The organism is Kitasatospora sp. NPDC015121 (genome assembly GCF_055562955.1).
The window spans coordinates 1-13,679 of the sequence record NZ_JBVHEH010000021.1 but is presented as its reverse complement, the minus strand read 5'-3'; the positions used below and the strand labels follow the sequence as shown (position 1 = coordinate 13,679).

Sequence of the window (13,679 nt, the reverse complement as noted above, 5' to 3'; positions counted from 1 at the left end):
TTCCCAACCCTCCAGGGTTGATGACGGCCTGCTGCCCTCGCTGCGGGAAGACCAGCCACCACCCGTTCCCAACCCTCCAGGGTTGATGACGGCTCGGTCGCTTCAAGGCACCCACGGCGGGCACCCCGGCGTTCCCAACCCTCCAGGGTTGATGACGACCCGCGCCTCCGCCGGACCCCGGCGTGACGGTGGCCCTGTTCCCAACCCTCCAGGGTTGATGACGCCCCGGCTGCTGAACACCGCCACCTACCCGCGGCAGGTGTTCCCAACCCTCCAGGGTTGATGACGACCCTTGAAGGCCTGCTCGGGTACGGACCGGGCGGTGGGTTCCCAACCCTCCAGGGTTGATGACGACCCCGGCTCGGATACCCGATCCTCACCGCCGGGACGGCGTTCCCAACCCTCCAGGGTTGATGACGACCCCCTCGGCGGTGGCACGGTTGACGTCGGTCAGCTCGCGTTCCCAACCCTCCAGGGTTGATGACGACCCTCCTTGCCGGCGGGGTAGGGCGCGGGGGCGCTGTCGTGTTCCCAACCCTCCAGGGTTGATGAGGACCCGCGTAGACGGCGGCTACGAGGCCGACGGCGGTCGCGGGTTCCCAACCCTCCAGGGTTGATGACGACCCGCGTCGGGCCACCTCCATCAGCACCACGAAGCCCTCGTTCCCAACCCTCGAGGGTTGATGACGACCCCCGGCTACACCTTCCGCGCCAGCTCCGCGCCGCGCTAGTTCCCAACCCTCCAGGGTTGATGACGACCCCGCGCCTCGGCGTCCTTCAGTTCCTGCTCGTAGCCGTGTTCCCAACCCTCCAGGGTTGATGACGCCCCCCCGGCCCCCCAGGGCAGGGCGGTGATCGCGTGGGCGTTCCCAACCCTCCAGGGTTGATGACGACCCCCAGGGAGTTGGCCGACAGGCCGTTGCGGCCCATCTTGTTCCCAACCCTCCAGGGTTGATGACGACCCCCCGCCGTCGAGCGGGCGATGCTCGACGACCACATCGTTCCCAACCCTCCAGGGTTGATGACGACCGCGCCGGTGACGTGGTAACTGCGGAAATGGGCGTCGCGTTCCCAACCCTCCAGGGTTGATGACGACCCGGACTTCCCCGACCCGTTCACGTTCCAGTACGAAAGTTCCCAACCCTCCAGGGTTGATGACGACCTTGCCAGCGTCTCCCGCGCGGCCGGGTTCACCGGGTTCCCAACCCTCCAGGGTTGATGACGACCTTCGCCTTGATCACTGCCGAGCGCGAACGGCGCCGTCGTTCCCAACCCTCCAGGGTTGATGACGACCCCGTCGTCGGGGACATCGTCGCCACCAAGCTCCCCCGGTTCCCAACCCTCCAGGGTTGATGACGACCCCGTCTCCCTCGCGCACGTCACCACCGCGGCAAAAACGTTCCCAACCCTCCAGGGTTGATGACGACCCACCCCGATTCCGCCGGAGGCCCCGCCCGGCGCCGCGTTCCCAACCCTCCAGGGTTGATGACGACCTCCGTCGGATCAGGGCGTGGCGCCGTCGTAGCGGTCGTTCCCAACCCTCCAGGGTTGATGACGACCCGGCTCCAGCACCCGCCACAAGCTCGCCTCGCTGATGTTCCCAACCCTCCAGGGTTGATGACGACCCAGGAGCCCGGAGCTGTAGCGCCTCGTCGCCCGCCGTTCCCAACCCTCCAGGGTTGATGACGACCCTGGACCTCGGGGCGGCCCGCTGTGTTACTGGGGCGGGTTCCCAACCCTCCAGGGTTGATGACGACCCCGGTTCGGGTACTCGGCGGCGGGCGGGTCGACGGAGTTCCCAACCCTCCAGGGTTGATGACGACCGGCCTGGCGGGTCGCCCGTCTGGCCCGGCGGATGAGGTTCCCAACCCTCCAGGGTTGATGACGACCCCCGATGACCGACACCCAGCCCACCCGCCCCGACCTGTTCCCAACCCTCCAGGGTTGATGACGACCGGGTGACGGTGGCGATGCCGTAGCCGGTGCGGCCGCGTTCCCAACCCTCCAGGGTTGATGACGACCGATAGCCATCGGCGTCACCATCTGGCTCGCCGCCAGGTTCCCAACCCTCCAGGGTTGATGACGACCCGGCGGCGCGTGGGAGGCGTCGTGGGCCCACACCGCGTTCCCAACCCTCCAGGGTTGATGACGACCCCGAGGGTAAAGTCGCAGGTCAAACGATACCCCTGCAAGCGGCTGGCGAGGCTTTTTGCAGGGGTTGGCCGGTAGTGCATCAGTGCTGGTCAGAGGATATCTCCGGGACCGCCCAGTGTGACGCCGATGGTAGCGGTCTCGATGTAGTCCGGGGAGCGAGTGGTGTAGGTGACAATGTTGTCGTAGGTGGGGTCGATGACGGCTTCGAGGGCGTTGGTGAGGGCGCGGTATTGGGCGGGGGTGAGTTCGCCCTGGAAGACGCTGCGTTGGGTCCAGTGAAGGTATTTGCGGCAGGTCTTGAGGACTTTGGGGTTGCGTTCGGCGGCAGTGTCGTAGACGAGGATGACGAACATGGGCCGGAGGTCACCACCAGGGGCGGAAGGGCTTGTAAGGGGTGTCTTCGAGGCAGAGGCGGACGAGTTTGAGGGCTTCGAGGTGGATGAGTTCCTCGTAGCTGACCTTCCGCTTGAGACCGCGGTGGTGGACGGTGGTGGCGAGTTCGTCGCGGACGAGGGCGGCGATCTTCTTGCGGCCGGCGGTGCTGAGGGAGGCCCGGTCGACCCCGGTCTCGAAGTCGCTGGGTTTCAGGACCTTCTGGTGGGCGCAGCGCAGGAGTAGGCGTTCGGCGAGGAGGGGTTTGAAGGGTTCGGCGAGGTCGAGGGCGAGGGTGTTGCGGCGGCGGTCGGTGTCGGCGTGGAGGAAGGCGATGGCGGGGTGGAGGGGGGTGGAGCGTAGGGCGGTGAGGAGGCGGGCGTAGGTGATGGAGTTGAGGTAGCTGATGAAGGCGTTGCCGGCGTTGGTGGGTGGGCGGCGGGTGCGGCCGTTGAGGCGTAGCCAGGTGGGGAGTTGGGTGTCGAGGGCGGCCCAGGCGGTGCGGCGGAAGTTGCCTTCTTGGCCCATGAGTTGGTTGGTGTCGTGGCAGTGGGGGAGGTTGTCGCGGAGGGTGGTGAGGGCGGGGTCGAGGTGGTCGTTGTCGAGGACCCAGCGGAGGTTTTCGGCGGTGGCGAGCAGGAGGGAGCGGGCGATGGGGAGTTGGTGGTCTGGGTCGGTGGCGAGGTGGATTTGGCGGCGCAGGACGGGGGCGGAGGACATGCTTTCGGTGGGGGCGAAGTGTCCGGTGTGGTTGCCGTAGTGGTCGAGGACGTGGAGGGTGACGTTGTGCCGGCCGAGGAGGGAGAGGGCGGAGGTGTTGACGTCGATGTGGTCGAAGGCGACGAGGTCGCGGATGTCGGTGATGGGGAGGTGGACGGGGTCGCCGTCGGGGCGTTCGATGCGGATGCTGTTGTCTTCGCGGCGGATGCGGCAGGGTTCGGTGAGCCAGTAGGTGCGGCCGACGGCGGGCATCAGGTTCCCCAGCAGTAGTCGAGGTAGGAGCAGCCGCGGCAGGCTGCGCGGGCGAGGCGTTCGGGCGGTGTGGTGGTGGCGATGATGGTGCGGGCTTCGGCTTCGGTGTCCTCTGCCTGGTCGCGAGCGTCGTCGTTCCAAGGGACGTCGACGGTGCGCCGGGTGAGGGGGTAGTGGATGACGCCGCCGCGCACGTTCACCCCTCGCCGTTCCAACAGGAGGCAGTAGTGGCGGACTTGGGCGTCGTGGGCGGGTGAGTGGGCGCGGGAGGATTTGGTCTCGTGGACGACGGCTCCGGTGGTGACCCAGTCGATGCGGGCTTCGCCGAGGTCGATGTCGCGGCGGCGGGTGAAGGTGGTGCCGTCGACGGCTTCGCCGAAGGCGACGAGATCGCTGTCGGCTTCGGGACGGTATCCGCTCATGTAGAGCCAGAGTTGGCGGGGGCAGTGGCGCAGGTACTTGATGTGGACGCCGCCGAGGCCGTGTTCGTCCTGGACGGGGTCAGTGGGAATTGGCCTCACAGGATGGTGTTCCTCTCGATCGGCGGGCGCAGCCCCAGGACGGTGTCGTACTCGCCGTCGATCACGAACAGGTGCAGGCTGCGGTCGTAGGCTGCCTTGTGGGTCTTCAACTGCCCGTAGCGGAGAGGTATGAGCAGCCCGGCCGCCAGCAGCGGATCGCCGTTCTTGCCGCGGATGAGGTCGTGGTACTCCTGCTGGTCGTCACGGTGCAGGACTTCGAGGGTGTCGAAGCGTTCACCGAGCTTCAGCTCGGAGCGGTCGAGGAAGGGTTCGTCGAAGGTGAGGAACTCGTCGGTGAAGCCGTCGCGGGCGGCGCGGGCGCGTTTCTCCCACTCGCGTCCCCAGTCGGTGTCGTAGGCGAGGTGGAGGAGGCGGTCGATGTCCTGTTCGCTGAGCGTGGTGGCGCCTTCGGCGGCGAGGGTGGTCAGGGCCGTCCAGGCGGCTTCGACGGCGGGCTGTTCGTAGGGGCGGTGGTTGTCGGGGCGGTGGACGCGGAACTCCACGGCGCCTTCGGGGTGCAGTCCGCGGCGGTTGACCCGGCCGGCGCGTTGAGCGACGGCCTCGACGGGGGCGTTCTCTACTGCGCCGCGGTCGAAGTCGAGTTGGAGGGACACCTCGACGGTCTGGGTGGCCACAACTAGTCCGCCCGGGTGTCGCGGCAGGCCGGGCTTGCGCTCGGGGTGGCGTGTCAGCAGGCGGTTTTCGAGGGCGTCGCGGTCGCGGTTCTTGAAGCGGGAGTGCAGCAGGATCGCTGCGTCCTCGTCGTCCGGGCAGGCGGCCCGGACCTCGTCCAGGAGCTCTTCGAACAGCCTCTGCGCGGTGGCGACGGTATTGACCACCACCAGGACGCTGTGGCCGTCGGCGAGCCAATCGCGGAGGCGCTCGATGCTCGCGGGGTCGGTGAGGGGGAGGTCGTCGACGACCAGGCGGTGCCGGACGGGTGCGGTGCCCGGCTCGGCCTGGCAGGAGGTCACCTCGTCGTGGAGGGTGTCGTCGATGAGTGCGCGTAGCGGTTGGGCGAGGGTGGCGGACAGGATAGCGATGCGGCTGCCGAGCTGCTCCCACAGGCGCATCGCGGCGCACAGGCGGCCGAAGGTCTCCGGGTCGTAGGCGTGCAACTCGTCCAGGATGAAGAGGGAGTTGGCCTGTTCGAGCAGCAGGGAGGAGTGGACTGGTCCGGCCAGCGCACCGGCGAGGAGCTGCTGCGGGGTGGCGACGCGCAGGCGCTGGGTGAACAGGCGCATCACGTTGGCGCGGGCGCGAGCCTTGCGGGCGTCCTCCTTGGTGGGGGCGCAGTCGTCGGCGAGGGCCTCGGTGAGCAGGGTGCGGGCGACGGCGCCGTGGAGCAGGCCGATGTCGGGGGTCACGCCGTAGGCCAGGTCGCGTTCCAGGCGGTGGCGGGCCGCGTTCAGGGAGGCCCGGTACGGGAGGGTCCAGACGATCCTGGGCAGCCCGGGCATCGTCTTCAACTGCCTTGCCGCCCAGGCGAGTCCGCTCTCGGTCTTGCCGCTGCCGGTGTAGGCGGTGAGCACCAGGTGGCCGTCGGTGGCGGCGGCCTCGCGCTGGTGGCGGTGCGGGGTGAAGGGGAGGCGCTCCAGGTAGTCGGCGGGCAGCGGGACGTGGGTCTGCAGGCGGGCGTGGGCGGAGCCGGCGTGGTCGGCGAGGGTGAGGGCGCCCTGGGCGAGGACGGCGAGCAGCCCGCGGTCCGGGTCCCGCTCGCCGCGCCAGGCGGTGAAGACCTCGTCCAGCAGCCGACCGGCCCGGTCGGCGAGGGGGAGGGCACCGGGGGCGGGCAGCGGCGGGTCGGTGGCGAGGAATCCGGCCAGCCAGGCGAGGAGTTCCTGGTGGAGCCCGCGCGGGACCTGCGGGCCCGTCTCCGGTGCCGGGAGGACCCCGAACGCCCGCCGCCAGTCGGTCCGCCGGTTGTAGAGGTGGTTCAGTGCCGGTTTGGCGCCAGCGGCGGTGTTCTGGGTGAACAGGGGCCGGTGGTGGCTGGCTACAAGCGTCGCCACCAGCAGCCGCTCCTCGTCCGTCCATCCGGCGGCCGGTGCGAGCAGGTCGACGTAGGCGAGGGAGAGCACTTCGTGGCGCTCGCCCCACGGCTCGCCGCCAGGCAGTACCTGGCGTTGGAAGCCCTCGGCGACCTTCCCCGCGTCGTGCAGCAGTGCAGCGGCGCGGACCAGGTTCCAGAAGGCCGGGTCGGTGGCGATGACGCCTGCGTGTGCGATGCGTACTTCCAGTTGGGCGACCGTCTGGTGGACGGTGCGCAGGTGGGCGGTGAGGCGTTCGGGATCGTGGACGGGGCGGGATTTGGCGCGCAGGTCGGTCAGGGCGCGCCGTCGCGGCCGGGCGGTGGTGGAGGTCAGGGGGTCAGGAGCCATACGGCTTGGGTGTCCTCGGGGCGCTGGTCGTGGGCGGGTGCCTCGTGGTGGGCGCCGCGTACCGGTGTCGGCCGGGTGGTGGGTTCGTCGCACCACAGGTGGTCGGCCCAGACGGTAGTGAGGCGGTCGGTGGAGGTGGTGCACGCGAGGCGGTGGACGTGGGCCTGCGGTAGGTCGTGTCCGTCGGGCGGGGCCAGTGCGTGGCCGACGAGCGCGGTCGTGGCGGGCAGCAGGGTCACCTCGGTGGCGGCGACGGGATGGACGAGGTCCTGGGAGCGGCCCAGGCGCAGTGCGTGCATGGGCCGGCGCAGGGCGGCGGCGAGGCGGGTGCCGTCGGGTCCGGGCAGCCACAGGGTGAGGTGGACGCCGGCGAGGAAGGGCCGGTCCTTGGCGGTGGCGCCGCCTTTGCCGAAGCGTACGCGTCCGCCGATCGCGGGCTGGCTGCCGTCGGCGGCCACCGGGTGGTAGGTCTCGGTGTCGATGCCGTGGCCCTCGGCCCACGCCGCCATTCCGAACACCGTTGGTTCGGCGGGCTCGCCGGTCGCCGCGGCGAGCATGCCGCGGACGGTGGACGGCGGCGGGACGGGCAGGCAGCGGGTCAGGCCGGGGAACAGGGGGTCGCGGAACGAGGCGATCGGCGCGTACAACTCGACACGCACGGCCTGCACCGGCTGCGGCGGTGCGGTGGCGGTCACGGGCGGGCCGGGTCGTCGAACCAGCCGTCCAGGCGGCCCTCGTTCAGGTCCGCGGCCAGCTGCAGCAGGATCGTCCGGGGGTGATCGACGACGATGGTGCCTTCCGCGATCTCCTCCTCGCACTGCTTCTCGAAGTCCTCGCGCGCCTGGTCCTGGAATCCGGGCCGCCAGCCGACCCGCACGGGCGGCGTCCACTCCCCCGCCCAGGCAGCGAGCTCCTGACGCAGCACGTCACCGCGGATCCGCACGCCCGTGTCGGGGTCGCTGTCGATGACGTGGCCGAACGGGTTGACGCCGCCCGCGAACGGGGCCATCACCATCAGCGCCGGCACCCGGTCGCCGTAGTGCAGGGCCTGCTTCGCACCGCCGCTCAGGTTCGCGATCGCCCCCGGCAGCAGCGAGGCCCGTCGCCGCCGCTCCTCGATCGGCAGCCGCACCGCCGCCTGTCCGCGGAACTGCGTGGTGGTGGCACCCACGGCGAGGGCATCGGCGAACTGCAACGCCTGCTCCTGCGTCAGGTAGTTCGGCCGTCCCACCCCGTCCGCGGTCGGCATCGTGAACGTCCCGATCCGCGGGACGTCCAGCAGGAACGGTGCCACCAGGTCCGCGGAGTAGAACTCGTGCCCGTGCAGCACCGGCTCCGGCACGCCGCGCGACATCACGCCGAAGTCCGAGGTGATCCGCACCGGTTCCGCCGACAGCAGCGTCCCGAGCATGAACGGGCTGTCGCGCAGCGTCGTGGCCGCGTCGTCCTTCTTCGCGCCCGCCTTCATGTAGCCGAACAGGTCGTCGTCGACGAACTGGATCGGGTCGGCCGCCGTGTTCGCCTTCTGCGCCTTGTTCTGGGCCTTGCCGACCCGGGTCACCGGTGAGGGCACCGTCCCCAGCTCGACCATCGTCTCCCGAATCCAGCGGCGCGCGGCCTGCGCCGACACGTACGGGTGCCGGCCGTTGCGCATCTGCGCGAACTTCACCCGCGCCGTCGTGTCCTCACCACGCCCGTTGTTCGGCGCACCGGCGCGCACCGCCAGCACCATCGTCCCTGCCAGGTAAGCCATCTCAGACCCCTTCCATGTCGTACGCGTCGTAGCCGTCGAACTCGTCGTCCGTCGCGGCGAAGACCGGACGGTCCTCCTCCGCACTGCCTTCTTCCGTATCCGTGTCCGCCGGGTCGGCGCTGACGGCCACCCCGCGTTCCTGCAGCAGCTCGCACACCCGCGCAAACAGCAGCATCCGCAGCTCCCAGGCCCTCGGCCGACGCCCGATCAGGGGCTTCCATGCCTCCGGCCCAGCCATCTGCGTCCCCACGCCGTCGAGTTGGAGCCGGAAGTGCGCCTGCACCAGCAGCGTCCCGAGCTGGTAGTCGTTCAACGCGGCGGTGCGGTACTCGGCCAAGCGGCCGCGCGGGCTGCTGCCCCGGGCGATCCACTCGGCCAGGACCCGCGCCACGGGTTCCACGTCCACGTCCATTCCGAATGCCTCTTTCGCGTATGCGGTGGCGAGTGCCCCCAGCGCCCGGCGGTCGCTCAGCGACCACGCTTTGTCGGTGTCTGACAGGAGACGGTGGACCTGCCCCAGCAGGGGGCGGCTCCGGCCGTCCTCCGCCTCGAACAGAAGCCGTGCCGCCGCGCCCTGACCACCGACGACCCGCCCTGTTTCCGGGTCGTACTGGTCCAGCGAGCGGCACAGCAGCCGCCAGCCGCGTCGCAGCGGTGCGTTGCCGTCCACCCTCTCCAGGAACAGCGGCACGGCCCGCCGGGTACGGGTCACCCGCAGCCACGGCTCCTGGTTGTCGTTCTTGAAACTCCACAGCGTGCTCGCGCACAACCCACTGCCCGCTCCCCGCAGCGCGGCCAGCACCACGGCTTCGGGCTTCGCCCCGGCCTGCAAACCGTTGAAGCCGGCCTGCATCACCTTCCGGGCCCGGCGGACGTTGCGCCGAGCGAACTCCCGCTCCGCATCCGGTGATTCACACGACAGCACGCTCGCGGACCCCGCCGTCACCCAGGCCCCGTAGGGCAGCGCCCACATCGCAACCCGGCACCCCCGGCACACCGGCCACCCGGCCAGCTTGGGCGGCAGGTTGTTCAGCGCTTTGCTGGTGTCGAACAGCGGCAGGTTCGTCTTCGACCACACCACTGCGGATGGCGCGGCGCAGAACGTGCACGGCCACGAGAGCCCCGCGTCCCGGGCGTCCGGAGCGAACAGCTCCTCGATCGCGGGCCTGAGCACCTGCGCGTCGGACGAGCGTCTGCTATGGGTGGCCTTCGAGTTGGGGTAGAGCGCGAACAGCACCTTCCACCAGTCGTAGCGACTCGTGTCCTTCGGTGCCGTCGCCGCAGCAACCACGTCCGCCACCAGCATCGCCGCAACAACGTCCAGGTTGCTCGGGCCCACCTCTTCGGGGGTCCGGCAATCGGCGAGAACCGCCACCGCCCACGCACCCGCCCTCTGCAGGGGGTGGCCCGAGACGGTCAGCACGCTCACTTGATCCACCCGAAACCCTGGATGGTATCCAGCCCCATCCCCCACGACCTGAGCGCTTCCACGAACCGCGCATCCGCCTCCAACTCGATCCGCACCTTCGCACCGATCCGCGGCGCCCCCCGCACCGCGAACCGCCGCCGCGGCCCCGCCTCCAGCACCCGTAACCCTCGCGGCGCCGGCAGGCCCAACAGGTCCGCCTTGTGCGCGAGATTATGGAAAAGCCGCTCCGTGAAGTACTCGTCACCGGGCAGCAGGTTACGGCTCTCGTGCTTGATCACCACCGGAGTCAGCGTCTCCAGCTCCACTCTGCTCTCCCCTGCCAGCCCTGGAAAACCACTCTCCAGAGCAATCCCGCGTACCGACAACCGCGTTGCGCCCCAGTCGAGTTCGCTGCTCGAGGCGAGCGACCTCACCAGCACGGAGGCGATCTCCGGCACCGGCGAGCCGAACCACACCGATCCATCCTTCGACGTCGTGAACACTCCCTTGCGCGGCGGCGCCCCCATGAACAGCGGCCCCGCCACACCCACCGGCTTCAACGACTTCCCGCGCCACCCCTTGTCGTGCAACTCCCTTGCCAACGAAGCATCCTGCGCCTCGATCAGGCGGTACACCACACCTCGTGCCGCGCCGTGTACGTCCTCCCACCTCACCGTCGGCGAATCCGGCACCACATCAACCCTTACCCGCAAAACACCCTCCAGTTACGCAGACAACCCGAACTGCGAGCGACCATCGACGACTTGCCTGCGGCGAACCATAGACGCCCCGGGAAGGTCATCTCCTCAGTTCCTCACAGCCGCCTCCACCACCCAGCGTTACGTGCTATAGCCGCATGGACAGAAACCCGACGTTTGACTGCCGAGCAACCCGAGAATCTCGAGCTGGCAGCATGAGCAGCCTCCCGCGCACCGGCAACACATCCCAAAAGCTCCTGACCAGGGGCGGCACACTACCGACCGGTCGCTGCAGAGCACCCTTTCCCCCATCCCAGGGGCGCCGGCCGAACCCGATGGACCGCCTCACGCTGCCGCTATGCTCAGATGAGTCGGTCATCCGCTCTATCGGGTTCGCAAAAAGTGGGTCGTTCTCCGACTCGGCACCTCATCAGCCCTCGAGGGCTTGCACCATGCGGCCGTGTTCCCCTGCCTTGTCAGGGAAACACGGCCGCATCGACTTCGCCCGTCAACGGCGCAACCCCGCGCTTCAGGCTTCCGGGTGCTCCGACACACGACCACTCCTGCGAGTGATTCGAGTCCCACCCCGCTGGTCAGTCGCAAGGGCACCGATCCACCCAATGAACTGGGCATTTCCTCCCGAGTGGCCCAGCCTGCAGGTGCGCGGCTTCGAAGTGAGTTGTTCTTGAGACGACCTTCCACTCTGAGCCTCACGCTTGGAGTCGCCTCAGGCCGCGCGCAGATCCGAGCTGTCGCACGTAAGCTCCGGCACAGCAGAGGAACGGATGGGTGAGTGGATGTTGCGAGTGCGCGGGCCATCCGTCTTGGCTCCTGTGCGCTCCCTCCTGATCGGCCCCTTGGGGCCTCTCGGGGTCCGGCGGCGCCCTGCTGTCGGCATCCTTGCCCCGCTGGGGCAGGAAACACAAGGGAGGGAGCTGGAATGAGCGGATCCGAGCAGAAGGCGCTACCACCGGAGGGGCCGTTAGCCCCAGAGGTTGAGGCAGCCTCTACGGACCGTGAGGTCCAGCACCACGACCGCCCGGCCAAGCTCGTAAGCGTATTGCGGAGGTGCGGAGTCGTTCTTGACTTCGTCTCCAAGCTCGCAGCGGCCTTAGCTGGGACGGTGGCGGCCCTAAAGGCATTTGGCCTGTTCTAGTCCGCCTCGGCGGCGGTCGGCCCCTGGCAGGGAGCCGACCGCCACTCGCCGCACGTGGTGACGGCATTTCCGGATGGACAGCGGATCGGGTTCGGCCACAGGCAATGCGAGTGCCTGCGAACCCGATCCGCCCTCTCAGCCAATCGAACTGATGGATCAGTCCGAGCACACCTAGGAACGTTCCTAGGTGGAGCACTTCCACACGCTACCTTGGCAGCGAGCGAGAGAAACAACGATTCGCCAGTTCATCGATGTGCTGGTCTCCATCCGAGCAATAGGCGCCCAGGCACGTGCCAAGCCCAGGTTCCAACGCTCTGGTGCGGATGACGGTCCGTACCCTCGACAGCGTGGCCTGGCCCGAGAGGACGTTCCCAATCCCCTAAGGGTTGTCCCGCTACTCCAGGCGGCCCGGCGGTGGAGACGTATCGGTGGGGCCTGAGACACTCTGGTGCGTGCTGATCAAGGGATACGACTACGGGCCGCTGGTCGCGGGCGAGCGGCTGCTTGAGCGCGCCGGGTTCTGGTCCAATCACCTGCTGGCCATGTGCGGGTTCACCTCGGGTGAGGCCCGGCCGGACCCCGAGTGGTTCGGTGGCGACGGCGCGGACACGGACGCCCTGTCCGAAGTCCTCCTGGACGATCAGGCCTGGCCGGCGTTTCGCATCCCGTTCCAAGGCGGTCACAGCGCCGTTGTCGTCTACCGGAACCTCATCGGTGACTTCGGGGTGGACTACCTGCTGACCCAACCGGAATGGTCTCGGGCAGAGGACCTGTCCAGCTATGACGGCGACTGGTACGGCCCGGGCCTGTCCTGGCGCGACATTGTGCACATCGCCGAGACGCCGGACCTGACCGGACCCGGCGTGCACGACACCGCGGCCCGCCTCCTGCTTCTGCTGCCGGTGCTCGCCGACGACTATTTGCCGCCCGGAGCGCAAGCTCGGGTGAACGCCGCTCTCACGGCCATCGGAGCACCCAAGGCCTCCGCCCAGAAGACGGCTGACCACCTCCTTCGGAACCGGCGGCCCGCAGTCAGGGGCCGTGGTGGTGCTAACTCCCCTCTGAGTGGTGGCAGCCACCGGCACACTGAGCCCGACTCAGATGAGTCGGCGGTGCTGTGGGCACTCAACCTCACTCAAACCGAAAGTGATGCCCTCGCCGACGCCCTGGGAAGCAGGCCTCTGCCAGCGTCCTGAGGGTCGCTCCCTGGCTCCCGGAGCAGTGATCATGGCTGGGATGATCTCGCCATGGCTGGTGTGATCACGGCGTCGGAAGCGTCCTGGATAGCCCCCTTCACCGGGCTGAGCCCGCGGGACTTCCGCAAGGTGACGACGTCGCTCAGGCGAGAGGGCGCCGACACCGTACGGCGGGGCCGGCCTTGGAGCCTTCCGATGGAGGACCGGGTCCTGCTGGTCGCGGCCTACTGGCGGACCAACCTGACACTGCGGCAGCTCGCGCCGCTGTTCGGGGTCTCCAAGTCGGCGGCCAGCCGGATCATCGACCACATCGGCCCGCTCCTGGCGCTCAAGCCCCGGCGCCGGTTCCGCAAGGACTCTGTGCTGATCGTGGACGGCACCCTGGTCCCCACCCGCGACCACACCATCGCCGAGCAGTCCAAGAACTACAGGTACTCCACCAACCACCAGGTGGTCATCGATGCGCACTCCCGCCTGGTCGTGGCGATCGGCAGACCCCTGCCGGGCAACCGAAACGATTGCAAGGCCTGGGAGGAGTCCGGCGCCAAAGCGGCCGTCGGCCGGACAACTACGATCGCCGACGGCGGCTACCCGGGCACCGGCCTGGTCATCCCGCATCGGCGCCCCAAGGGCGGCGAACTCACCGAATGGCAGGCTGAGCACAACCGTGAGCACAAGCAGGTCCGAGCCCGCGTCGAGCACGTCTTCGCCCGGATGAAGACCTGGAAGATCCTGCGCGACTGCCGTCTCAAGGGCGACGGCGTCCACCACGCCGTGCTCGGCATCGCCCGTCTGCACAACCTGATCCAGGCTGCATAAGTCATCGCACTCGCGGTCGACCGACCGCGCCTCGAACCACTCAAAGATCAATTATGGGACAGCCCTTAGGGTTGATGACGGCCAGGCTCAGGATGCCTCCCAGATCGCTCCGCCGATGTTCCCAACCCTCCAGGGTTGATGACGACGCTCCCGGCTAGATGTACTGACCACGGAGGTTGGTGACGGGGTTCACGGTCTGGCGATCTTGAAATGAGTGAGGGCCTTCTGGCTCGGTGTGGATTGCGACAT

Annotated in this window: 10 protein-coding genes and 1 CRISPR repeat array (1 of these 11 running past the window's edge); of the genes, 2 read left to right on the top strand and 8 right to left on the bottom strand. The window is 68.8% G+C overall.

Annotated features, from left to right (window positions below; genetic code table 11):
• Positions 1–2,154: a CRISPR direct-repeat array (repeat unit 30 nt; unit sequence GTTCCCAACCCTCCAGGGTTGATGACGACC) (it extends 380 nt beyond the left edge of the window).
• A gap of 89 nt (positions 2,155–2,243) precedes the next feature.
• Genes cas2 through cas6 form a run of 8 tightly spaced genes read right to left on the bottom strand, consistent with a single transcriptional unit; the run spans position 2,244 to position 10,196 of the window.
• A complete protein-coding gene (cas2, locus tag ACZ3J7_RS28190; RefSeq protein ID WP_465625818.1) occupies positions 2,244–2,507 on the bottom strand; it encodes a CRISPR-associated endonuclease Cas2 in 264 nt (87 codons plus the stop codon).
• A gap of 10 nt (positions 2,508–2,517) precedes the next feature.
• The gene (gene cas1b / locus ACZ3J7_RS28185; protein ID WP_465625816.1) at positions 2,518–3,498 is read right to left on the bottom strand and encodes a type I-B CRISPR-associated endonuclease Cas1b; all 981 of its coding nucleotides are present in this window, start codon (positions 3,496–3,498) and stop codon (positions 2,518–2,520) included.
• Entirely contained in the window at positions 3,498–4,019 is a 522-nt protein-coding gene (locus ACZ3J7_RS28180; protein ID WP_465625815.1) for a CRISPR-associated protein Cas4, read from the bottom strand. Before ACZ3J7_RS28180 ends, cas1b begins: the two co-directional genes overlap by 1 nt.
• Entirely contained in the window at positions 4,016–6,400 is a 2,385-nt protein-coding gene (cas3, locus tag ACZ3J7_RS28175; RefSeq protein ID WP_465625813.1) for a CRISPR-associated helicase Cas3', read from the bottom strand. Before cas3 ends, ACZ3J7_RS28180 begins: the two co-directional genes overlap by 4 nt.
• A complete protein-coding gene (cas5, locus tag ACZ3J7_RS28170) occupies positions 6,382–7,095 on the bottom strand; it encodes a CRISPR-associated protein Cas5 (RefSeq protein WP_465625811.1) in 714 nt (237 codons plus the stop codon). Before cas5 ends, cas3 begins: the two co-directional genes overlap by 19 nt.
• Positions 7,092–8,153 carry a type I-B CRISPR-associated protein Cas7/Cst2/DevR gene (cas7i, locus tag ACZ3J7_RS28165; protein ID WP_465625809.1) on the bottom strand — a complete coding sequence of 354 codons (1,062 nt, stop codon included), beginning with the start codon at positions 8,151–8,153 and terminating at the stop codon, positions 7,092–7,094. Before cas7i ends, cas5 begins: the two co-directional genes overlap by 4 nt.
• A gap of 1 nt (position 8,154) precedes the next feature.
• Entirely contained in the window at positions 8,155–9,582 is a 1,428-nt protein-coding gene (locus tag ACZ3J7_RS28160; RefSeq protein ID WP_465625807.1) for a hypothetical protein, read from the bottom strand.
• Positions 9,579–10,196: a CRISPR-associated endoribonuclease Cas6 gene (cas6, locus tag ACZ3J7_RS28155; protein ID WP_465625805.1), complete on the bottom strand. Its 618-nt coding sequence runs from the start codon at positions 10,194–10,196 to the stop codon at positions 9,579–9,581. The genes ACZ3J7_RS28160 and cas6 overlap by 4 nt, the downstream gene beginning before the upstream one ends.
• A gap of 1,671 nt (positions 10,197–11,867) precedes the next feature.
• Between cas6 and ACZ3J7_RS28150 the strand changes: the two genes are divergently transcribed.
• Positions 11,868–12,611 carry a hypothetical protein gene (locus ACZ3J7_RS28150; protein ID WP_465625803.1) on the top strand — a complete coding sequence of 248 codons (744 nt, stop codon included), beginning with the start codon at positions 11,868–11,870 and terminating at the stop codon, positions 12,609–12,611.
• Positions 12,612–12,662: 51 nt separating this feature from the next.
• Positions 12,663–13,430 carry a transposase gene (locus ACZ3J7_RS28145; protein ID WP_465625801.1) on the top strand — a complete coding sequence of 256 codons (768 nt, stop codon included), beginning with the start codon at positions 12,663–12,665 and terminating at the stop codon, positions 13,428–13,430.
• Positions 13,431–13,679: the final 249 nt, after the last annotated feature.

What these genes read in the sequence shown, in the direction of transcription:
- cas2 (WP_465625818.1), bottom strand. Translation starts at nt 2,507, where the DNA reads ATGTTCGTCATCCTCGTCTACGACACTGCCGCCGAACGCAACCCCAAA.
- cas1b (WP_465625816.1), bottom strand. Translation starts at nt 3,498, where the DNA reads ATGCCCGCCGTCGGCCGCACCTACTGGCTCACCGAACCCTGCCGCATC.
- cas3 (WP_465625813.1), bottom strand. Translation starts at nt 6,400, where the DNA reads ATGGCTCCTGACCCCCTGACCTCCACCACCGCCCGGCCGCGACGGCGC.
- cas7i (WP_465625809.1), bottom strand. Translation starts at nt 8,153, where the DNA reads ATGGCTTACCTGGCAGGGACGATGGTGCTGGCGGTGCGCGCCGGTGCG.
- ACZ3J7_RS28145 (WP_465625801.1), top strand. Translation starts at nt 12,663, where the DNA reads ATGGCTGGTGTGATCACGGCGTCGGAAGCGTCCTGGATAGCCCCCTTC.